This is a genomic window from Synechococcus sp. ATX 2A4 (assembly GCF_024346375.1).
GTDB lineage: Bacteria > Cyanobacteriota > Cyanobacteriia > PCC-6307 > Cyanobiaceae > MW101C3.
Genome location: NZ_JAGQCV010000009.1, coordinates 62,601 through 82,499, shown reverse-complemented (window position 1 = coordinate 82,499; position 19,899 = coordinate 62,601). Strand labels below are relative to the sequence as shown.

At 66.8% G+C, this 19,899-nt stretch carries 23 protein-coding genes, 1 tRNA gene and 1 pseudogene; 9 read left to right on the top strand and 16 right to left on the bottom strand.

Going from position 1 to position 19,899, the window contains the following annotated elements; translation table 11 throughout:
• Positions 1-59 precede the first annotated feature (59 nt).
• Positions 60-983: a UDP-N-acetylmuramate dehydrogenase gene (murB, locus tag KBY97_RS10085; RefSeq protein WP_255146753.1), complete on the bottom strand. Its 924-nt coding sequence runs from the start codon at positions 981-983 to the stop codon at positions 60-62.
• A 3-nt stretch (positions 984-986) separates the two neighbouring features.
• Positions 987-2,435, bottom strand: coding sequence for a UDP-N-acetylmuramate--L-alanine ligase (gene murC, locus KBY97_RS10080; protein WP_255146751.1), 1,449 nt, complete (start codon positions 2,433-2,435; stop codon positions 987-989).
• A gap of 161 nt (positions 2,436-2,596) precedes the next feature.
• Between murC and KBY97_RS10075 the strand changes: the two genes are divergently transcribed.
• Entirely contained in the window at positions 2,597-3,619 is a 1,023-nt protein-coding gene (locus tag KBY97_RS10075) for a type I glyceraldehyde-3-phosphate dehydrogenase (RefSeq protein WP_255146749.1), read from the top strand.
• A gap of 171 nt (positions 3,620-3,790) precedes the next feature.
• On the opposite strand, the gene thiL is transcribed toward KBY97_RS10075, so the two are convergent.
• Together thiL and KBY97_RS10065 are read right to left on the bottom strand one after the other, a co-directional pair.
• The gene (gene thiL / locus KBY97_RS10070; protein WP_255146747.1) at positions 3,791-4,828 is read right to left on the bottom strand and encodes a thiamine-phosphate kinase; all 1,038 of its coding nucleotides are present in this window, start codon (positions 4,826-4,828) and stop codon (positions 3,791-3,793) included.
• Positions 4,821-5,909, bottom strand: a complete 1,089-nt coding sequence (locus tag KBY97_RS10065; RefSeq protein WP_255146745.1) for a peptidylprolyl isomerase — start codon at positions 5,907-5,909, stop codon at positions 4,821-4,823. Before KBY97_RS10065 ends, thiL begins: the two co-directional genes overlap by 8 nt.
• Positions 5,910-6,040: 131 nt before the next feature.
• Between KBY97_RS10065 and efp the strand changes: the two genes are divergently transcribed.
• Both efp and accB read left to right on the top strand, forming a co-directional pair.
• The gene (efp, locus tag KBY97_RS10060; RefSeq protein WP_255146744.1) at positions 6,041-6,601 is read left to right on the top strand and encodes an elongation factor P; all 561 of its coding nucleotides are present in this window, start codon (positions 6,041-6,043) and stop codon (positions 6,599-6,601) included.
• Positions 6,602-6,607: 6 nt separating this feature from the next.
• Positions 6,608-7,096, top strand: coding sequence for an acetyl-CoA carboxylase biotin carboxyl carrier protein (accB, locus tag KBY97_RS10055; RefSeq protein ID WP_255146742.1), 489 nt, complete (start codon positions 6,608-6,610; stop codon positions 7,094-7,096).
• Between the two features lie 48 nt (positions 7,097-7,144).
• Here accB and pdxA read toward each other — a convergent pair whose 3' ends face one another.
• The gene (pdxA, locus tag KBY97_RS10050) at positions 7,145-8,161 is read right to left on the bottom strand and encodes a 4-hydroxythreonine-4-phosphate dehydrogenase PdxA (protein WP_255146740.1); all 1,017 of its coding nucleotides are present in this window, start codon (positions 8,159-8,161) and stop codon (positions 7,145-7,147) included.
• On the opposite strand from pdxA, the gene KBY97_RS10045 reads away from it, so the two are divergent.
• Positions 8,160-8,378 carry a hypothetical protein gene (locus KBY97_RS10045; protein WP_255146739.1) on the top strand — a complete coding sequence of 73 codons (219 nt, stop codon included), beginning with the start codon at positions 8,160-8,162 and terminating at the stop codon, positions 8,376-8,378. The genes pdxA and KBY97_RS10045 overlap by 2 nt on opposite strands.
• 70 nt (positions 8,379-8,448) lie before the next feature.
• Here the strand turns inward: KBY97_RS10045 and KBY97_RS10040 are convergent, their stop codons facing one another.
• Positions 8,449-9,390 carry an SDR family oxidoreductase gene (locus KBY97_RS10040; RefSeq protein ID WP_315857161.1) on the bottom strand — a complete coding sequence of 314 codons (942 nt, stop codon included), beginning with the start codon at positions 9,388-9,390 and terminating at the stop codon, positions 8,449-8,451.
• Positions 9,391-9,427: 37 nt separating this feature from the next.
• On the opposite strand from KBY97_RS10040, the gene KBY97_RS10035 reads away from it, so the two are divergent.
• Positions 9,428-9,673, top strand: a complete 246-nt coding sequence (locus tag KBY97_RS10035) for a hypothetical protein (RefSeq protein WP_255146736.1) — start codon at positions 9,428-9,430, stop codon at positions 9,671-9,673.
• Positions 9,674-9,714: 41 nt separating this feature from the next.
• Here KBY97_RS10035 and KBY97_RS10030 read toward each other — a convergent pair whose 3' ends face one another.
• A complete protein-coding gene (locus KBY97_RS10030) occupies positions 9,715-10,131 on the bottom strand; it encodes an HNH endonuclease (protein WP_255146734.1) in 417 nt (138 codons plus the stop codon).
• 243 nt (positions 10,132-10,374) lie between these two features.
• Between KBY97_RS10030 and KBY97_RS10025 the strand changes: the two genes are divergently transcribed.
• The gene (locus KBY97_RS10025; RefSeq protein ID WP_255146732.1) at positions 10,375-11,919 is read left to right on the top strand and encodes a DEAD/DEAH box helicase; all 1,545 of its coding nucleotides are present in this window, start codon (positions 10,375-10,377) and stop codon (positions 11,917-11,919) included.
• Between the two features lie 27 nt (positions 11,920-11,946).
• Here KBY97_RS10025 and KBY97_RS10020 read toward each other — a convergent pair whose 3' ends face one another.
• From KBY97_RS10020 to KBY97_RS10010, 3 genes are all read right to left on the bottom strand, one after another.
• Positions 11,947-12,324 (bottom strand): hypothetical protein, encoded by a 378-nt coding sequence (locus KBY97_RS10020; RefSeq protein WP_255146731.1) that lies wholly within the window; start codon positions 12,322-12,324, stop codon positions 11,947-11,949.
• A gap of 31 nt (positions 12,325-12,355) precedes the next feature.
• Positions 12,356-12,805, bottom strand: a complete 450-nt coding sequence (locus KBY97_RS10015) for a DUF6554 family protein (protein WP_255146729.1) — start codon at positions 12,803-12,805, stop codon at positions 12,356-12,358.
• A 104-nt stretch (positions 12,806-12,909) separates the two neighbouring features.
• A complete protein-coding gene (locus KBY97_RS10010; RefSeq protein WP_255146728.1) occupies positions 12,910-13,500 on the bottom strand; it encodes an AbrB family transcriptional regulator in 591 nt (196 codons plus the stop codon).
• A gap of 23 nt (positions 13,501-13,523) precedes the next feature.
• Here KBY97_RS10010 and KBY97_RS10005 point away from each other — a divergent pair, with 23 nt between their 5' ends.
• Together KBY97_RS10005 and KBY97_RS09995 are read left to right on the top strand one after the other, a co-directional pair.
• Entirely contained in the window at positions 13,524-13,850 is a 327-nt protein-coding gene (locus tag KBY97_RS10005; protein ID WP_255146727.1) for a hypothetical protein, read from the top strand.
• 428 nt (positions 13,851-14,278) lie between these two features.
• A complete protein-coding gene (locus KBY97_RS09995) occupies positions 14,279-14,500 on the top strand; it encodes a hypothetical protein (RefSeq protein WP_255146724.1) in 222 nt (73 codons plus the stop codon).
• A 695-nt stretch (positions 14,501-15,195) separates the two neighbouring features.
• Here the strand turns inward: KBY97_RS09995 and KBY97_RS09990 are convergent.
• From KBY97_RS09990 to KBY97_RS09970, 6 genes and pseudogenes are all read right to left on the bottom strand, one after another.
• The gene (locus KBY97_RS09990; RefSeq protein WP_255146722.1) at positions 15,196-15,960 is read right to left on the bottom strand and encodes a DEAD/DEAH box helicase family protein; all 765 of its coding nucleotides are present in this window, start codon (positions 15,958-15,960) and stop codon (positions 15,196-15,198) included.
• Positions 15,961-16,027: 67 nt separating this feature from the next.
• Positions 16,028-16,342 (bottom strand): annotated as a pseudogene (locus KBY97_RS14835) (TOTE conflict system archaeo-eukaryotic primase domain-containing protein); the annotation flags it as partial.
• A gap of 5 nt (positions 16,343-16,347) precedes the next feature.
• Complete coding sequence (locus tag KBY97_RS09985) at positions 16,348-16,629, bottom strand: type II toxin-antitoxin system RelE/ParE family toxin (protein ID WP_255146721.1); 282 nt, start codon at positions 16,627-16,629, stop codon at positions 16,348-16,350.
• Positions 16,619-16,873, bottom strand: a complete 255-nt coding sequence (locus KBY97_RS09980) for a type II toxin-antitoxin system Phd/YefM family antitoxin (RefSeq protein WP_399217619.1) — start codon at positions 16,871-16,873, stop codon at positions 16,619-16,621. Before KBY97_RS09980 ends, KBY97_RS09985 begins: the two co-directional genes overlap by 11 nt.
• Before the next feature lie 498 nt (positions 16,874-17,371).
• Positions 17,372-17,443, bottom strand: a tRNA-Gly gene (locus tag KBY97_RS09975).
• A gap of 64 nt (positions 17,444-17,507) precedes the next feature.
• The gene (locus KBY97_RS09970) at positions 17,508-18,659 is read right to left on the bottom strand and encodes an alanine--glyoxylate aminotransferase family protein (RefSeq protein WP_255146718.1); all 1,152 of its coding nucleotides are present in this window, start codon (positions 18,657-18,659) and stop codon (positions 17,508-17,510) included.
• Between the two features lie 53 nt (positions 18,660-18,712).
• Between KBY97_RS09970 and cbiD the strand changes: the two genes are divergently transcribed.
• Positions 18,713-19,858, top strand: coding sequence for a cobalt-precorrin-5B (C(1))-methyltransferase CbiD (gene cbiD, locus KBY97_RS09965; protein ID WP_255146717.1), 1,146 nt, complete (start codon positions 18,713-18,715; stop codon positions 19,856-19,858).
• Positions 19,859-19,899: the final 41 nt, after the last annotated feature.

Here is a 19,899-nt window from a genome sequence, read left to right as displayed (position 1 = left end):
CAGAGTACGTGGGCCGCAACGGGCCTTCAGGGGGGCCTCTGGTGCGGATTGCGCCCCGTTCAGTCAGCCAGGGCGGCGGCTGCATCGAAGCTGCCCAGGCGCTTCACCTCCGGGTGGAGATCCAGGCCATGGGCCTGACGCACCCGCTCCCGCACCAGTTCGATCAGGCCGTTGATCTGCTCAGCGGTGGCCTCCCCAGTGTTGACGATGAAGTTGGCGTGCATCGGCGACACCATGGCACCGCCCACCGAGCATCCCTTGAGGCCGAGTTCCTCGATCAGACGGCCCGCTTTGAGCGGTTCCGGGTTGCGGAACACGCTGCCGCAACTGGGTAGGTGGTAGGGCTGCGTGCCGGTGCGGCTGTGCAGATTGGCGCTGGTGCGCCGGTCGATTGCGCGCGGATCATGGCCGGCGCTGAGCTGGAACCTGGCCGAGAGCACCAGCAGCGGCTCCATCTGCAGGCGGCTGTGGCGGTAGGCGAACTCCAGGCTCGACGCCGGCAGGATGAAGGGAACGCTGCCCGGTTCGGGCGCCACCACCGTGACGTCGCGCAGCACCTCCGCCGTGCAGCCCCCCTGGGCACCGGCATTCATCGCCACGGCACCTCCCACGGTGCCGGGAATGCCCACAGCCCACTCCAGCCCGCTGAGGCCGGCCCGGGCAGCTCGGCGCGCCAGGGTGGGAATCGGTTCTCCGGCTCGGGCTTCCACCAGACCATCGGCGGGGTTCAGCTGGCTTCCCTGCAGGCGGCGAGAGCAGAGGGTCAGTCCTGCCAGGCCCGTGTCGCTGATCAGCAGGTTGGAGCCCGCACCAATCAGACGCCAGGGCAGGCCTTGTCCCCAGGCCCACTGGGCCATGGCCTGAAGCTCCTCCTCGCTGGAAGGCTCCCCGAACCACTCAGCGGGGCCTCCCACCTTCCAGGTGGTGTGGCCGGCGAGCGGCAGCTGGGCGCTCAGGTTGGCCGGTGGTTCGCCGCCCGCCATCCCTCAGGCGGCCAGGGGTGTGGCGACGGCGGCGCCGGGCAGGCCCGTGAGCCGTTCCCACAGCCCGTTGACATCCCCGGCCCCCATCGCCAGCACCAGGTCTCCGTCCTGGCTCAGCGTTGCCACGTCCTGCGCCAGGTGCTGCATGTCGGTCGCCACGCGCACCTCGAGCGCGGGATGCAGGGCGGCGATGCGCTCCCCCAGCGATCCGCTGGATATCCCTGGCAATGGCGCTTCGCCGGCGGAATACAAGGGCGCCAGCAGCACCGCATCAGCCAGTCCGAGGGCCTGGGCGAAGGCTTCACCGAACTCGGCCGTGCGGCTGTAGCGGTGGGGCTGGAACACGGCCACCACCCGCCGAGGCACCGCCGGCAGCGGGCTGCGGCCCGTGCTCACCATCAGCTGCGCCATCGTGAGCGTGGCATGCACTTCGCTGGGGTGGTGCGCGTAGTCGTCGACCACCAGCCGCCCCTGCCAGCTGCCGCGGTAATCGAAGCGCCGGCCGGGGGCGCTCAGGGAAGGGATGGCCTGGCAGAGCGCCTCGAAGGGCACCCCTTCAAGGCGGCAGGCGGCCAGGGCGCCCGTGGCGTTGCTGAGGTTGTGGCGCCCGGGCAGCGGCAGCCGGAATTCCCCCACCTTTGTGCCCCGCTCGTAGAACTCGGCCACGGTGCCGTCCCCCTCTGCCGCCAGGGCGATGGCCGCAAAGTCGACCCCGTCCGCGCTTTCGATCGACCAGCAGGCGTCGGGCCGGAAACGTTCGCGCAGTACCGGGCAGTCGTGGTTGGTCAGCAGGGTGCCGCAGCCGGAGGCGAACTGCTGCAGGGTGCCGATCAGGGCCTCCAGGTCGGCGTAGTGGTCGGTGTGGTCGAGCTCGAGATTGGTGATCAGCCCCAGGCTGGGCTGAAACTTGACCAGCGAACCGTCGGATTCATCGGCTTCCGCCACCAGCAGCCTGCCGTTGCCCACGCGGGCGTTGCTGCCGAAGCCGGGAACGATGCCGCCGATCACGGCCGTGGGGTCGTTCGCGGTGGCGGCCAGCAGGGTGGCGACTATCGTGCTGGTGGTGGTCTTGCCGTGGCTGCCGGCGATCGCGATCGCGTCCTGGCTGTTGATCAGGGCCGCCAGCACATCGGAGCGGTGCGCCACCGGCAGGCCCACGCGGCGGGCTTCGACCAGCTCGGGGTTGGTCTGGGGCACGGCGGAACTCACCACGATCTGCGGATCGGCCCCGGCTGTGGCGGTGGCGCGGATCGCCTCGATGGTGGCGGGGCTCTGCTCCTGAAACACCCGCACTCCCCGGCGGCGCAGGCCCTGCAGCACGCTGTTGTCACGCGGATCGGAGCCGCTGACGGAAAAGCCCCGCTCCACCAGGATCTCGGCTAAGGCGGACATGCCGATTCCGCCGACTCCGATGAAGTGCAAAGGCTGCCCGCGGTCGACCAGCAGTCCCAACGGCGTCTCCAGGATGCTCCGAAACTTAAGCGGCGAGATCCCCGCTTGTCCCTGCGAAGACACCTTGTGGAACCCGATCTGGTGCCCTGGGAGCCGGGGCGCCATTTCTGTATGATCGGCAGCCAAAACCTCCCTTATTAGCGGGTTTGCCCGCTGTTGCCATGGCTTTGCGTGTTGCGATCAATGGATTTGGCCGGATTGGTCGCAACTTCATGCGTTGCTGGCTGAGCCGCGGCGAGAACACAGGCATCGAAATCGTCGGCCTCAACGACACGTCCGATCCGCGCACCAACGCGCACCTGCTCCAGTACGACTCCATGCTCGGCAAGATCCGGGACGCCAAGGTGAGCCACACCGATGACGCCCTGATCGTGAACGGACGCACCATCAAGTGCTTCTCCGACCGCAACCCCTTGAACCTTCCCTGGAAGGAATGGGGTGTGGATCTGGTGATTGAAGCCACCGGCGTGTTCATCGACAAAGAAGGTGCCGGCAAACACATTCAGGCCGGAGCACGCAAAGTGCTGATCACCGCTCCTGGCAAAGGCGATGGCATCGGCACCTTCGTGGTGGGTGTGAACGCCGATCAGTACACCCACGACGGTTTCGACATCATCAGCAATGCCAGTTGCACCACCAACTGCATGGCGCCGCTCGTGAAAGTGCTGGATCAGGCCTTCGGCATCGTCAAAGGCACGATGACCACCACCCACAGCTACACCGGTGACCAGCGCATCCTTGATGCCAGCCACCGCGATCTGCGCCGCGCCCGCGCTGCAGCCATCAACATTGTGCCCACCTCCACCGGCGCTGCCAAGGCGGTGGCCCTGGTGTACCCCCCCATGAAGGGAAAGCTCAACGGCATCGCGCTGCGGGTACCGACCCCGAACGTATCGGTGGTTGACCTGGTGCTGGAAGTCGGCCGCGGAACGACGCGGGAAGAAGTGAATGCGGTGCTCGAGGAATCGTCACGGAACGGCATGAAGGGAATCATCAAGTATTCCGATCTGCCGCTGGTGTCCTCCGACCACGCCGGCACCGATGAATCCACGATCGTCGACGCCGACCTCACCCTGGTGATGGGCGACAACATGGTGAAGGTGATCTCCTGGTACGACAACGAGTGGGGCTACAGCCAGCGCGTTGTCGATCTGGCCGAAGTGGTGGCCCGCCACTGGGTCTGATCCTTCCGTTCCACGTTCGTCCGGATCAGCGTTCTTCTGAAGCGCGCCGTTCTGACACCTGAATCGGGTCTTCCTGCACGGCCTCTCCTGAGCGAGGGGTTTGGCAGGAAGGCTCTTTTTTTGTGGGGCCGCCGCGAGGTTGGTTGACCCAGCCACCGCCTTCAGCACGCTTCAGCCGAAATGGCTGAACCCAGCGGCGTCCCGCACCGGTTCCTTTGTGCCCTGCCAGAGCAACTGGCCCGTGCCGGCCACCAACCGGCCGAGGCGTCGCATTCCAGGCAGACAAGCCTCCAGACGCTGGGCCCAGCGCTCCGGCAGGGCCAGCACCAGCTCGAAATCTTCCCCTCCGCCGAGGCACCAGTCGGTGGCCTCCCCCAACGGTGCCATGGCCGGATCGATCGGCAGGGCGGAGCGATCCAGCAGCGCATCGCAGCCGCTGGTGCGGGCGATGGCCGTGAGTGCTGCGGCGAGCCCATCGCTGCTGTCGGTGCCGCCCACTCGCCAAGGATCGCCGGGGGGCTGGCTTTGCTCCAGGGCTGCCACCACATCCAGCCGCGGCCGTGGGCGCCGGTGCGCTGCGATGGCCCGCTGCCGCAGCTCTTCTGGCAGATCAGCCGCGGTGATCCTGCCGCTCCGGAGCCCGTGCATGGGTTGCTCCAGCAGCAGCGCCAGACCCAGGCGGCTGAGCCCATGCAGCCCGCTGCACACCAGCACGTCGCCCGCGCGGCCATCCTGCCGCCGGATCGGTCCCTGCGGGCCCAGCCGCCCCAGGGCCGTCACCGCCAGCAGGCGCTCGTTGCCGCTGCTGCAGTCGCCCCCCAGCAGGGGCGCGCCACAGGGGGCCAGCGCCGCAGTCAGGCCGCCGTAGACCCCTTCCACCCAGGTCCAAGGGGTGCGGGGTGGCGCCACCAGGCCCACGGTGAGCCCCACCACCTCACGGCAGCCCATGGCGGCCAGGTCCGACAGGTTGGCGGCGGCGGTACGCCAGCCCAGATCAACGGGCCCCATGGTGGCGTCGCTGAAATGCACCCCTTCCACCAGCACATCGGTGTTGACCACCAGCACCCCGCCACCGCGCTCCTCGATCAGGGCGGCGTCGTCATCGAATTGACCCGGCGGCGCGAAGGCCCGCAGTCGGTCGAGCAGGTGCCATTCGCCCAGATCGCCGAGCGTGGGGCCCGCGCCGCCGGTGCCCTGGCGCTCAGGCATGGGGCCGCAGGTTCTCGGCCCCCTCCAGCACCGTGGCTTTGACGATGCCGTCATCGGCAGTGAGCTCCTGGAGCACTTCAAAGCCGTCGGTGACGTAGCCGAAGGCGGCATAGCGCCCATCAATCAGGTTGAGCCCCGCCGGGGTCAGCTCGGCTTCGAAGAGGAAGAGGAAAAACTGGGAGGAGCCGTCGTCGAGGGCTTCATCGGAATGGGCCCAGCCCAGGGTGCCCTTGGTGGCAAAGGGCAGGGTCGGGGTGGCCTTGAACAGGCCCAGGTCCTCGAAGGTCTGGTTGTAGAAGGGGGCCGCTTCGCCGGGCACCTTGATTTCCAGGGGCACCGGGCGGTTGCGCTGGGTCTTGGGATCCACGAAGCCGTCGGCGGCGCCGGCGGGATCGCCGGTCTGAAGCACGTAGAAGTCTTCCGCCCGAATGAAGGGCAGATCGTCATAGAAACCGCGCTGCACCAGATCCACGAACGCCCCTGCGGTGAGCGGTGCGTTGTAGCCATCCACCACGGCGGTGAGCTCGCCCTTGGTGGTGGTGAGCCTGACGGTGGCCCTGCCCAGCAGCCGTGGCAGGTCGTCGAAGGCGGCCGGGATCGTGAACGGGAACGGTCCCACCAGCTCGGCCTCGGCGGCACCGATCCGGCTGAGTGCCTCGCGGCGAGCGTCGAGGAAGGCGTCCCGGTCCTGGCCCTCAGCCGCTGTCGCCATTGCCTGGAGGGAGTCCTGCAGCTGCTCCAGCAGGGCTTCCGCCTTGTCGCGGTCTGCCGGGTCGAAGCTGTCGAGCAGCCCTACCCGGCGGGTGCCCAGCAGCGACTGGCAGCGGCGCACCACATTGTTAAGGGCGCTCCAGCGTTTGGCGCGCAGGTCGACGCTGGTGCTCTCGAGCCGGTGCTGGAGATCCTGCAGATCGGTGGCTTCGATCGGCAGCGCATCCCGCAGCAGGGCGGCCGGATCGGTGACGGCATTGCCCGGAGGCAGGGCTGCAGCGGCGGGCTGCGCCGCGCTCAGCCCCGTCGCTGCGCTGAGCACCACGGCCAGGAGCAGGGCCCACAAACCACCGATCCGGGTCGTCCGCATCTGTCCGTCTGCCGTTTTCCGGACTTTGGCACAGCCGGACGGCCCAGTCCCATCCGGTGATGTCGCCGTCGCCGTGCGGCAGGGTGGGGCAGAAGGGCAGCCGTACAATCCCGCTGACCCGTTCCCTTGGAATGATCTCCAGCAACGACTTTCGTACAGGCACCACGATCGAGCTGGATGGTCAGGTCTGGAGGGTCGTCGAGTTTCTGCATGTAAAGCCCGGCAAGGGTTCCGCCTTCGTTCGCACCAAGCTCAAGGCGGTGCAGAGCGGCAGCGTGGTGGAGAAAACCTTCCGCGCCGGCGAAACCGTTGCCCAGGCCCTGCTGGAGAAGTCCACCCTTCAGCACACCTACATGGAAGGCGACGACTACGTCTTCATGGACATGGGCAGCTACGAGGAAACGCGCCTTACCGCCAATCAGATCGGGGATGGGCGCAAATACCTCAAGGAGGGCATGGAGGTCAACGTGGTGTCGTGGAATGGGGCGCCGCTCGAGGTGGAGCTGCCCAACTCCGTGGTGCTCGAAGTCACCCAGACCGACCCCGGCGTCAAGGGCGACACCGCCACCGGTGGCACCAAGCCGGCGATTGTGGAAACCGGCGCCCAGGTGATGGTGCCGCTGTTCATCTCGATTGGTGAAAAGATCAAGATCGATACCCGCACCGACAGCTACCTGGGTCGGGAGTCCTGAAGCGCCATGCAACTCGACAACAACCAGCTCCATGCCCTGCTCACCTTCCTTGAAGGCAGCGACATCCAGGAGTTGAAGCTGGAGGGAGAGGATTTTCGCCTTGAGGTGCGGCGCAATCTGCCGGCTCCCCCCCCCGTCGCTGCGCCTGCCGCCTACGCCCCGGTAGCGATGGCAGCCCCCGTGCCGGCCGCGCCCGCACCTGCCGCACCCCAGCCACCCTCTGCGCCGCCTGCCGCAGCCGCCGTGCGCGCCGATCTGGTGGATGTCACCGCACCGATGGTGGGCACCTTCTACCGGGCGGCGTCGCCTGGCGATCCGCCCTTCGTGGAGCTCGGCAGCGCGATTTCGGTTGGCCAGCCTGTCTGCATTCTCGAGGCGATGAAGCTGATGAACGAACTGGAGGCGGAAATGAGTGGCCAGGTGGTGGAAATCCTGGTGGAGAATGGCACCCCGGTGGAATTCGGCCAGGTGCTGATGCGCGTCAAGCCCGGCTGAATCAGCGCGGCGCCCATCAGCCTTGCTCAGCACTAACCCAGTTGCCCATCAGCCCAGTTCCCAGGCGGCGTTGAGCGCCGCCACCATGCTGTCGGCGCGGGCGACGCCCCGGCCGGCGATGTCGAAAGCGGTGCCGTGATCGGGGGAGGTACGCAGGAACGGCAGTCCCAGGCTCACATTCACCGCCGCATCGAAGGCGAGCAGCTTCACCGGAATCAGGCCCTGATCGTGATACAGAGCCAGATAACCGTCGGATCCCGGGCCTTCGCCGCGCCAGGCGGCGGCGGCGTCCAGCCAGCAGGTGTCGGGCGGCACCGGCCCCACCAGTTCCACCCCCGGATGGCGCTGTCGCCAGCGATCCAGTGCCGGCTCCAGCCACTCGATCTCCTCACTCCCGAGCTGGCCCGCTTCGCCGGCATGGGGATTCAGGCCCGCTACCGACAGCCGCGGATGGGGCTTGAACCGCTGGCAGAAGGTCAGCAGAGTGTCGAGCTTGCGTTCCACCAGCGCCCCATCGAGGCAGCCCGGTACGGCCGCCAGGGGGATGTGCGTAGTGGCCAGCAGGGTGTTCAGGCGCCAGGCGGCCAGGGGGGATCGGGCCGTGAACAGCATCGAGGCCTCCTTACCGCCGGCCAGCTCCGCCAGCCGTTCGGTCTGGCCGGGGTAGGCATGGCCTGCCGCATGCCAGGCATGCTTCGCAATCGGCGCGGTGGTGAGCGCGCGGCAGCGGCCGGTGATCACCAGCTCGGTGGCAGCGGTGAGCCAGGCGAAGCTGGCGGCACCACTGGCTGCCGAGCCCTGGCCGGTTTCTGGCGCTGCCTCAAGCGGCAGGTCGAGAATCTCCAGGTTGCAGGGGTCGGCAAGCGGAACGGCGCTCAGCGGCCTCAGGCGCCGGTGCGTGTGTTCCAACCAGCGGCGGCAGCCCACAAGCACCACATCCCTCTGCCGATCGCCCAGCAGCGCCAGTGCCTTGAGGGTGACCTCCGCGCCGATGCCGGCCGGGTCACCAAGGGAGACAGCAATGGGATCGGACCTAGAGTCATCAGGGCAGGAAGGTGGCGTCATGTTTCGCTGGTTTCTGATCGGGCTCGCGGTGGTCAGTACTGCCGCTGGTCTGGAACGGGGGTGGATCACCGTGGATGGTTGCCGCTTCATGCAGGACACGAAGCTGCCCACCCTCCAGAACCTTCAGCCTGATGCGGCTGGGGTGTGCCCCAAGCCCGGTGCCAGCAAGACAACTTCCGATGGCAGCACCATTGATCGGGTGTTCACCCGCCGCTGAGCGGTGCTGGCGGAGCTTGCCAGAGGCAGTGGTGGCACTGCCAGGCGGCGGCTGGGGGGCAAGCGATGGGCTAGCTGTTTTGGAGCTCCTCAGCCCTTCGCTCTTCAGCGAGGGCCTCGCGAAATCCCTCCCGGTAACTGGGGTAGCGCAGGGTGTAGCCCAGCTCGTGGCAGAGCCGCTGATTGCTGGTGCGGCGGTTTTCGACCCAGAAGCTGAGTGCCATCGGGCTCATGCCATCGGAGATGTCCTGGAAGCGCTCCACGGCGGGAAGTTTGCAATCCAGTAGATGGGCGGCGTAGCCCAGGCTTTCGGTCGACGGGCAGGGGCGATCGTCGGCGAGGTTGACGATCCGCGGGCGGCGCTGGGGTGGCAGGCCGATGCAGTGCATCAACCCCCCCACGATGTCGTCCACATGGACGCGGCTGAACACCTGGCCTGGCTTGTGCACGAGCCGGCTGGTGCCCTGCAGCAGGTTTTGGAAGGGGGAGCGACCTGGCCCATAGATCGCCGGCAGTCGGAAGATCTGCACCGGCAGGCCGCTGCAATCCCACGCCTGTTCACAGGCCAACCGGGAACGGCTTCGTGACGCCCGTGGCGCAGGAGCTGTGGTTTCATCCACCCAGTCACCACCATGGTCGCCGTAGACGCCGGTGGTGGAGAGGTAGCCGATCCACTGCAGGGGCAGCTGGGCCAGCACCGGAGCCAGATGTTCGAGCACCGGATCGTTTCCCTGCCCGTCGGGAGGAATCGTCACCAGCACATGGGTGGTGCCGTCCAGTGCCTCCGCATCGGGCAACACGCCGTTATCCGGGTCAAAGCTCAGCCAGCGCACCGGCAGTTCGCTGCCAGAAGAGCTCCAGGGGGTGTGCGCCTCCGGCTGGGCCGGTCGGCGGCGGGAGGTGACCGCCACCGGCAGCCCACGTTCGGTGAGGGCGCTGGCGAACCGCAGCCCGCTATAGCCACCGCCCAGCACCAGCACATTGGCTGGCCGGGCATTGACATCTCCTGACATCATGAGTACACCTGTATCACATTCATGGCTTTCGGTGATGACCGCCTCTTCTCTCTCTAGCTCCCGCGGGGTGGTATCCGGCCGCTTCGTCGCCCGGAGTCATCGCCGCGCCGCGCTCCCCCCTGCTCTGGCGGCCACCTGGAACACCGTCAAGGCGTGGGCGCCGGCCGTGCTCGCCCTCGGTCTCGTGCTGGCCGTTGCTGTGATCGCCCCGGAAGCCCCTGAGCGGGAAGAGGGGATCTGCGTCCGCCACAACGGCCCAGCGGCCTGCCGGGTCTGGTGAGCCGGTCAAGCAGCTCAGGCCGGGTGAGCCGGCCAGGGGGCTCAGGCCGCCTGGAAGGCCCAGTCCGGTGCTGCTGGAGCCGCTCCGGTTTTGTGGGGCGGGGTGGCGGCAGGTTCCGGGTTGGCCCACTCGAGCAGCCGCACCGCCAGGCGTAGATCCCCATCCATCCAGGCACGGATGGCCATGGCCCGTCTTGGGTCGTAGAAGCGTTGCCGCCGGTACCAATCGAAGGCATCGGCATCGCTCTTGTGGCCGTTGCAGGCCAGGCAGGCCGGCACGCAGTTGGCGGTCACGCTCAGGCCACCACGGCAGCGGGGCATCAGATGATCAATGGATTCGGAGCGATTGCCGCAGTAAATACAACGATTTTCAGTGTGTTTGTGGAGAGATTGGCGCCAACGTCTGACGCGAAGTTTGGGGCAGAGATCTTCAAGGAACACCGCATCTCTCGCGTGCATCCTGATGGCTCAGTTGCGGAGAGTTTGCCCCCACCTCAAGGGATGTCAATGTGTCGAGGATTGCTTTTTTCAGCCTTCATCGCCAACTGTTGCCCTCCGCGCAGATTCGACTAAATTTGTCTTCGGCCCGCTTGCAGAGCCCCAGCCGTCAGCCGCTCTCCCGTCGCCAGCCGCTCCGCCGGAGCCAGCAAGGTTACCGCCGCCACTTGTCTGCTGCGCCTCGGTCCGTGCGGGCAGATCGAGGTGGTGTCCCCTTTCGATCCCGTCACCCAGGCCCAGTTGCGCGCCATAAGGCCCCGTGGCCAGTGGCAGGCACGGCGTGGATGCTGGGCGTTTCCGCTCGAGGCGTCGCTGGTCTTGCGCCACCTGCTCGGCCAGCGCTTCCGGATCGATCCGGAGCTGGCGCAGTGGATGGCGTGGCTGGAGCAGCCGTTGCCGCCGCTGCCGCCGCACCGCACCCTCGTGGCCCAGGCCGCCCTTGATCAGCCCCTGGCCGATGGGCGCCGCCTCTTCGCCCATCAGCGGCTGGCGGCGCGTTGGCTGCTGGCTCGCCGCGGTGCCCTGCTGGCCCATGCCATGGGCCTGGGCAAGACCCTCACCGCATTGATGGCGGCCCGGGCCATGGTCCGGGCTGCGGATTGCCGCATCGCCGTGGTGGCTCCAGCCGCCCTCCATCCCCACTGGCGGCAGGAGGGCCTTGCCCTTTCGCTTGATCTGGAGCTGATCAGCTGGGCCGCCCTGCCGGGATTGTTGCCGCCGGCCGCCACCGTGCTGATCGTGGACGAGGCCCATTTCGCCCAGAACATCCAGGCGGCGCGTACCCAGGCCCTGCTGCGGTTGTCCAGACATCCCCGGCTGCGGGCGATCTGGTTGCTCACCGGCACCCCAATGAAGAACGGGCGCCCGGTCCAGCTGTTTCCGCTGCTGGCGGCGATCGGCCATCCCCTCGCCCACGACCGGCGCTTCTACGAGGAGCGGTTCTGTCAGGGGCATTGGAGCGAGCAGGGCGGACGGCGCCAATGGCAGGCGACCGGAGCCGAGCGGCTCGATGAACTCCAGCGGCTGACCCGCCCGCTCGTGCTCCACCGGCGCAAGCAGGATTGCCTCGACCTACCTCCCAAGCACCGCCGCATGCTGCCGGTGGAGCTCAGCGAGCTCCAGACACTGGCGTTTGAGCGGGAACTGGCGCACAAGCTGGACGACTACCGCCAACGTGCCGCCAGGGGCGAGGTGCGCCGCGACGCCGAGCACCTGGCCATGCTCACCGCGCTGCGCCGGATCGGTGCCCAGCACAAGTTGCCTGCGGCCATCCAGCTGGTGGAGGCCCTGCTGCGCGAGGGGGAGGCGGTGGTGCTGTTCACCGCCTTCGTGGCCAGCGCCGAACAGCTGCAGGCGCGCCTGGGCGGGGCGTTGCTCACCGGGCGGCTGAAGGCGGCCGAGCGCCAGGCGCAGGTGGATCGCTTCCAGGCCGGGGCGACCCCTTGCCTGGTGGCCACCTTCGGGGCCGGTGGCCTGGGCTTCACGCTGCACAGGGCCTCCCACGTGGTGCTGCTGGAGCGCCCCTGGACACCGGGGGACGCGGAGCAGGCGGAAGACCGCTGCCACCGGATCGGCATGGTCGGCCCGCTCACCAGCCATTGGTTGCAGCTGGGCGTGGCCGACCAGCTGGTGGACGGGATCATCGCCAGCAAGGCCGAGCGGATCACGCTGCTGCTGGAAGGCCGTCAGACGACGCTGCGGCGCCAGGCGCTGCCGGCGATGGTGCGGCAGCTGATCGAGCGCTGGTGAGCCCAGGGCGGGGCAGTGGCGCCCAGATCAGGAGCCGCCCAGCGGCGCCTTCTCCTGGCAGCCCTCCAGCCGGATGCGGATGTCGATGGCCAGCTGGCCATCAACAGCCTTGCCGCCCTGTTGCCGCAGCAACAGGGCGGCCCGTTCGATGTCCCGGCAGGCGGCCGCTTGATCGCCACCCAGGCTGTGCAGCACCGAACGCTCGCTCAAGGGGCGGGGATCGGAGGGAAATGCCTGCACCGACGCGTCGCAGCGCTGTAGTGCCGCCGGAAGTTCCTCCAGCGTCACTTCCCGCAGGCAGTCGTCGCTGGCCGGTGCGTTGCCCACCTCCACGGGCTGGACACCACAGGCGATCAACGCCCAACCGGCCAGGGCGATGGTGGAGAACAGGCGGACCCCCTGCACCCGGCTTCCATTCAACAGCTGCGCAGCGCCTTCAATTGTTGTAGCGCTCCTCACGGGTCAGGCCCCGCTGGATCGGCACCGGGCCGCTGGAGGTCACTGTGGGAGCAGGCGGTTTCTCACTGCCGAACAGTGCTCCGAGGTACTGGCCGCAGTCGGGGAACGCGTCTGGATTGTTGACCACCGCTTCGGTGATCATCACGGCGCCATGTTCGGGGGAGGTCTTGAACAAGCTCGCGGATTGGCGCCGGAGCAGGGCGTAGGCCGCCGTCCAGCTGACCTCGTGGTTGTTGCCCGCCTTGCGCATGAAGCAATACACCTGGGCGCCTTTGCTGCCCTGGTCGTCGGGCAGCGCCGCGGCTGGCTGGCTCAGGGCAGGTTGCGGGAGGGTCCCGGCCGTCAGGAGCGTGGCGGCCAGTGTCAACAAACCCGCGGCAAGGGAGGTGGTGCGAAGAGAGGCGGTGCGAACGATGTGGTGCTGCATGGAGGGGTGGAGGGGGCCCTGGGGCTGCTGCGCCCAACGTATCGGCCATGCTTCGGCTGTCGAGGGGCTTCTGCCCTTTGCCGCCAGGGCCACCCGGGCGAGGTTCAGCCCGATGACGAACCACCCGCGCCACCGAGCACCAGCCGCACGATCAACGGCAACACCAGCAGCACGGTGATCAAGCGCACAGCATGCAGAGCGGCCACCGCGGCCCCCACGCCGAACTGAGCTCCCACCAGGCTCATGCCGCTGATGCCCCCAGGTGCCGCTCCCAGCAGGGTGATGATCGGATCAACGCCCAGCAGCCGGCTGGACCACAACCCCACCACCAGGCCGGTGGCCACAAGCGCCACGGTGATCAGGATTGCCGGTCGCCACAGCAGTCGCAGCTCCGATAAAGCGGCGGCGGTGAGCCCGGTGCCGATCACCGTACCGATGCCGATCTCCAGCAGGGTGCGGGTTCCCGTGGGCCATTGGGCCACCTCGAGGCGCCCGCTCATGCTCACAACGGCCGCCCCCAGCAGCGCGCCGGCTAAGGGAGCAGCAGGAATTCCGGTGCGCAGAGCCAGCAGGCCCCCGGCGGTCCCGCAGAGCACGTAAAGCACCAATGTCACTGGTGCAGCCATGGGGCGATCCGCTGGAGAGTCCGTCAGTCTGAAAGACGACTTGAGCGAGACCGAGATCTGTGTTGTCATCGGCGTTACCGCCTTTGCCTGCGATGACAACCGAATCGGTGTCTTTCCGGATCACTCGAACTGCCGAAGATCTGGCCCAGACGGTGGCCGCCCTTTCCCATCGGCTGGTGAAGCTGGAACAACGGCTTGGGGCTCTCGAAACGGCGATCCAGCGACCAGAGTCGCCGGATCAGGCTCAGCTTGATGCCCTCGACCACGTGGAAGCGCTGCTTCAGGATTGCCGCCAGCTGCTTGAGGAACCCGCTCCCTCCCCGGAGCTGGTTCCCGAGGGTTTCCTGGTTCCCGAGGGTTTCCTCGATTCCGCACCGCAACCGCAGCAGGAGCCTGTGGCCTACCGCGAAGCTGCTTAGCGCACATCCTCTCGCCTTACTGGTCAGGGGTGGCAGAATGAAAAGAAAGCGAACGTGGCCTTCACCTATCCCGCTTGCCCTCTGCCCAGGTCCCTTGCATTGACGGGGCCGAACACCAACGGATCGTCCACCTCCCGCACCTTTCCTTCCTGCAGCCCCCCCTCCGCTTACGTGGAGCGGGGTCACCAACGCGAAAAGCTTGAATTCGCCTTGGCCGTGGCGGTCAGCCGGGGTGATCATTCCCGGGTCGAAACACTGAGGGCTCAGATTGCTGATCTTGCCGACGACGGGGAGGAGCCCGGAACATGAGCATGGGCCCCTGGCTCTGCCCCGAGATGGTCTGAGAAGCTGAATTCTTTTGATGTGTCTGAAAAGCAGGCAGTTTCGCTTGGAAACCCATACACTTGCATCAAGCCTGTAGTCCGGTTTTGACGGTCGTCGATAAACGTATGGTTGTGAAAGCAGTTGCTCACGAGCAGCGTTCAGCTCTTTTGGAAGAGATCTCCCGGCATGAGTCTGCAGCTCAAGCGGCTGCCCATGATGGCGATCTTGCCGAATCTGCCCGTTCCATCCTGCAGATGCTGGATTGCGAGCGTCGCGTGGGGGGGCTGGGGCCACAGGTGCTCCAACTGATCAAGCCGCGCGCCTGAGCCAGCCAGCCAGGTTTGCTGGGATTTTCTGTTCCGGGCAGGCTGACGGAGGATTCAGATCACGCCAAGGCGGGTGATCCGTAGCTTTTTACTTCGCAAGCCACCGGCTTGGCCTGTGACGACCCCATGCATGCCCGCTGGGTCAGGGCATCCGTTGCGCCCAGGAAAGAAGTTCCATTCATTATTGGGCTTGGACGCTGGGCATGCATCCATCATCGAAATGTCCACTCCGACCGATGGAATTCAAAACCGTCAGTATTGAAGAAGGGTTTGTCTCATTCCCTAATCGCCAATGAGTGTGGTGCATTCGCTTCTCGCGATGATTCCAAACGCCTCTTCTTTTCCTCTTCAAGTTAAGGTGGGACTGCCTCAGCAGTCAAACGTCAAGCAGACCATTTGAAAGGATCAACAAGCGGGTGACCGGATTCGAGCCGGCGACGTTCGGCTTGGGAAGCTTCTCAAGCAATTAACAAGAGTCCCTGCACAGCAATGAGTCTCAAGGGATTGCAGGGCTGGATGCGAGAAGGTCTGTGAGAAGCCATGGGTCCTCGGCCTTGCGGTGTGATCCCCTTCGACAGAGGCGTCGGTGTTTACGAAATCGAACTGGGCTCTCTTGAGCGCAGTTGCTTCCGAGAGATTGTCGATCTCCTTCAGGACCAGAAGCTCGGCATGGGTTGCTGATCTGAAATCAGCGACTATCCCGTCGCCCGATAGCCCCGTAGCCGCCGCTCCCACTTGCGTTGCGGCTCAGGATGGCCAAGATCGAGCCAGTCGATGATCCGCACGCTGGTTTTCCCAGTTTGGTGCCGGTGCAGGCGGCCGGCGTATTGCTGCAGCGTCCCCTTCCACGACACGGGGCATTGCCAGCAGCAGGATGTCCAGCGCGATGCGGGGCGCCTCCGGCGGCAATGCTTCCAGCGCGGCCAGGGTGGCGCTGCGCTGGCATGGGCGGCTGCGATCGCCGTGATGTGACCGGTGCGCTCACTGAGCCACAACAGCTTGCGGCCCGCTCCCCAGCAGGCGAGGTCCTCGGCCACGATCCGTTCGGTGCGGCTCACTAGCTCAAGAGTCTGGGGCCCCCCGGCGGGCCGCTCGGCGGTGTGGCGGATGGGTCCGCATTGCATGAACAGGATCGGCTGCAGACCGTCGCGGCGCACCAGAGTGGCGGACAGCCCGAGCACGTACCGGGCCTTCACCAGGCGCAAGATCGTTTCAAAGGAGGCTGCGGCGAAGTGATGACATTCGTCGACGATCACCTGCCCGTCGTTCTGCACCACAGGGTTGACCTCGCCCTTGCGCACCAGCGACTGCATCACGGCAATGTCGAGGCGGCCTGTGGGTCTGGTCTTGCCACCACCGATGGGACCGATCGCTTCGGGCGGGACATCCAGGAAGGTCTGGAGTCGCTCCTGCCACTGGCGCAGCAGCTCGGCCCGGTGCATCAGCACCAGGGTGTTCACGCCCCGCCAAGTCAGGATCGCTGCCGCCACACGGTTTTCCCGAAGGCTGTCGGCGCTTGCAGCACGCAGATGTCATGGCGCAGCATTGCCTCCACTCATTGGCGCAGGCCGGCGCATAGCCCGATCGCCCGTTGCTGTTGCTCTGCCAGCGCAGGGCATGGACATCGTCACGGCCGCGGCAGAGACGCCGGAACAGCGCCACCTTCTCCTGCGTGGAAACGGGACCACTGACTGGGGCCTGGACTGAAATCGGCGCAGGTAAAGATGGGGCAGGTGCGCCGGAGCGCCAGCCGATTCCTTGGGCCTCCAGCAGGGCAATCAGTCGGGCGTCTTCCTGGCGTAGCTCATCCAGCTCAGAGGGCTTGGAGTTGCCATGGGGCATGGGCTTCAGCGCTGATCGGCATGGCGATAGACAGCATTGCGCTCCCTCTTGCCCACTGCCACAACAAGCACCAGCACATCGCGATCCCGCACGTCGTAGACCAAACGGAAACCAGCGGCACGGAGCTTGATTTTGTAGCGATGACTGGAGCCCCGCAGCTTGCTGGCGGGAATCCGCGGTTCGATCAGCCGTTCGGCCAACTTCTTCTTGAACTGCTCCCTAATCCCTGCGGTCAAGGTCCGCCATTCCCGCAGGGCCTCGGGATGAAAGGCCAGCTCATAGGGCATCGAGGCTGACCCGCAGCGGCTCCTTTCCATCCGCCAGCCGGGCATCGGCAATGCGGCCCAGCTCCAGGTCTTCCACGAGATCGATCAACTCCTCGTAGGCCCGGGCCGGAACGCAGTAGAAGGCCGGCTCGTTGCGGTTGAGCACCGCGACCGCCATCCCTTCACCGGCCGCCACGGTGGCCATGGGGTTCTTCTTGTGTTCCGAGATGCTTACGGCGGTCTCGGTCAGCACGCGGTGCACCATCAGCGGGTCAGACCAGGTCAGGACCGTATCTTAGGTCGCTTGTCAGGTCTCGGGTTCGGTCGATCCTGTGCGGCGCTCCGAACCGATCAAGGAGGGTCAACACGGAAGTCGCTGGGCAGTGGAGCTGATGATCTCCGTCGATCCTGTGGATCGCCCAACGAACATCCTCATATCGCCGCAGTGCCTGGGGATCGATCGGTCGTTGGTTGAATCGCCGCCTGGACAAGTTTGCTTGGGTGGTGATGTTGGGCCGCACTCAGCCCCGCTCTCTGCCAACCCTCAACCCGAGCGACCTGCCGAGGCATCAAACTAGGCTCACCCCACACGGGTGGAAGTTCAGCTCAGGCAATGAACCGACCCAGCAGGGAGAAGCACTGTGAAAAGGTTGAACCAATCACTGGCATCACCTTCCACCCCCAGTCAACCTCTGGCATGCCGCCAGTGAGTGCCAAGCGAGCAGATCGCTTGAGCGACAGCAATTTTCAGCCGTGGATTGAAAGCGGGTGACCGGATTCGAACCGGCGACGTTCAGCTTGGGAAGCTGACATTCTACCACTGAATTACACCCGCATCCTTGCAATGTAGCAAGGTGCCCGAAGGCGGCCCGATGCGAGGCCGCCCTGTTCATCCCAGCTCAGCGGGCCAGTTCAGTGGCGGCGGCGGCCACACCGGCTCCCACTGTGGCTGTCGCCATGCCCATCTCCTGCAGGGTGGCTTCGATCGCCGCCACCGCCGTGAGCACATCCCGGTCGCACACAAAGCCGAGGTGGCCGATGCGGAAGACAGAGCCCTTCAGATGGTCCTGGCCGCCGGCCAGCAGGATGTCGTAGCGGGCCTTCACTTTCTTGCGCAGCACTTCGGCATCGATGCCGCTGGGTGCCACCGCAGTGATGGAGGGGCTGCCGTGGCCCGCTGCCGCGTAGAGCGGCAGGCCGATCGCGTGCATGGCAGCGCTGACGGCGCGACGGTGGCGTTCATGGCGAGTGAAAATCGCCTCTAGGCCTTCGCTCTGCATCATGTCGAGGGCCGCCTCGAGCGCGAAGTAGAGATTCACCGGAGGGGTGAACGGATTGCTGTCCTGGGCGGCCGCTTTGCGATAAGCGCCCAGGTTCAGATAGAACTTGGGCAGGTCGGAGCGCTGGTGCGCTTGCCAGGCCCGCTCGCTCATGGCCACGAAGCCCAGACCCGGCGGCATCATGTAGCCCTTCTGGGAGCCGGAGCCCACCACGTCGAGGCCCCAGGCCTCCATGGGCACGTTGCAGGCCCCGAGGCTGGTGACACAGTCGGCCACAATCAGCGCCTGGCCGTGGGCGTGCACGTGCCGGGCGATCGTTTCCAGATCGTTGATCACACCCGTTGAGGTTTCCGAGTGGGTGAGGATCACCGCGCGAATGGCTTTGTCTGTATCCGCTTCCAGTGCCACACGGAAGGCTTCCGGGTCCAGGGGCTGGCCCCATTCGGCCTTGATCACCTGCACATCCAGCCCGTAGGCCTTCGCCACCTTGACCCAGCGCTCACCGAATTTGCCGTTGTCGCCGCAGATCACCTTGTCGCCGCGGCTGAGGATGTTGATGATCCCCGCCTCCATCGCCGCCGTGCCGCTGCCAGCGAGCACCAGCACATCGCCGCTGGTCTGATGCAGCCACTTGAGCTGGGCCGTGGTGCGCTTCACGATCGCCTGGAAATCGGCGCTGCGATGGCCGATCGGGTGGCGGCTCATCGCCAGCAGGACGGTCTCCGGCACCGGTGTGGGACCGGGAATCATCAGGGTGAGCTTGTCCTGCATGGCAATACGAAACGCGGAGGCGCAGCGGCACAATCCTCCACCTTAAAAAACGGATGGTGAAGGCTTCATCCGGCTACACCCTGCCGGTGTGGGTGGCGGCCGCGGCCTGCGCCGCCGTGCGGGCGCTCGATCGGGGGGAGGAGGGCCCTGCTGCCCCCTTCGAGGGCCTGCAGGCGCTGGAGTTGCTCGAGCCGCCCGGGGTGCAGCAGGTGCCGGTGGAAGCGGCGGCTCCGATCGGGCCGGGCCGCGCCCTCGGCATCAGCCGCTGCGACCCTGGGGCTGGACTGGATCTCACCCGTGGCCTGGCGGTGTGGGTGGTGGCCAGCTGGATCCAGCCGTCACCGGCCGACGCAGCGTGCTTCGTGCTGGAGCCCGGCGAAGGGGTGGGGGTGCATGGCGCCAGTGGCGACCTGTGCGCCTCTGCCTATGCCCGCGCCGTGCTGGAGGCGAACCTGCGGCCGCTGGTCGGTGCCGGCCGGGCAGTGCGCCTGCGGCTGGTGCTTCCCGAGGGCCGGGCCCTGGCGCTGCGCACCAGCAATGCGGCCTTCGGCGTGGTCGACGGGCTGGCCCTGATCGGCACCCAGGCGGAGGTGCAGCGCAGTGCGGCTCCTGATCAGTTGCAGGCCTGCCTGGCGGCCCTGGCGGCGCGCACCGCCACCGCCGGCTTCGCCGGTGATCTTGTGCTGGTGATCGGTGAGAACGGCCTCGATCTGGCCCCCAGCCTGGGGCTGCCCGGCGAGCTGCTGCTCAAGGCCGGTAACTGGCTGGGCCCGGTGCTGGTGGCGGCGGGGGAAGCGGGCGTGTGCCGCCTGTTGCTGTTCGGCTACCACGGCAAATTGATCAAGCTGGCCGGCGGCATCTTCCACACCCATCACCATCTCGCCGATGGCCGCGCCGAGGTGCTCACCGCCCTGGCGGCCCTTGAAGGGCTCAGCGGCGCAGCCCTGGCCCGCCTGCATGCTGCCGCCACCGTGGAGGCGGCGCTGAGCGAACTGGCGGCCTCGGATCCCGCCCTTGCCCAGCGGCTGGAGCGGCGCATCGCCACGGCCATCGAGCAGCGCAGCATGGCCTACCTGGCCCGCTACGGCAGCTTCCCCATGATCGTGGGGGCCGCGCTGTTCGACCGCCGGCGGCAGCTGCGTGTGTGCGGACCTCAAGGCCAGAAGTTACTGGAGGCTTTCCGGCACCCACTAGGGTGAGCGGCTCAGGCCTGGCGGCCCATGCGGGGCCTTGCTCCGGG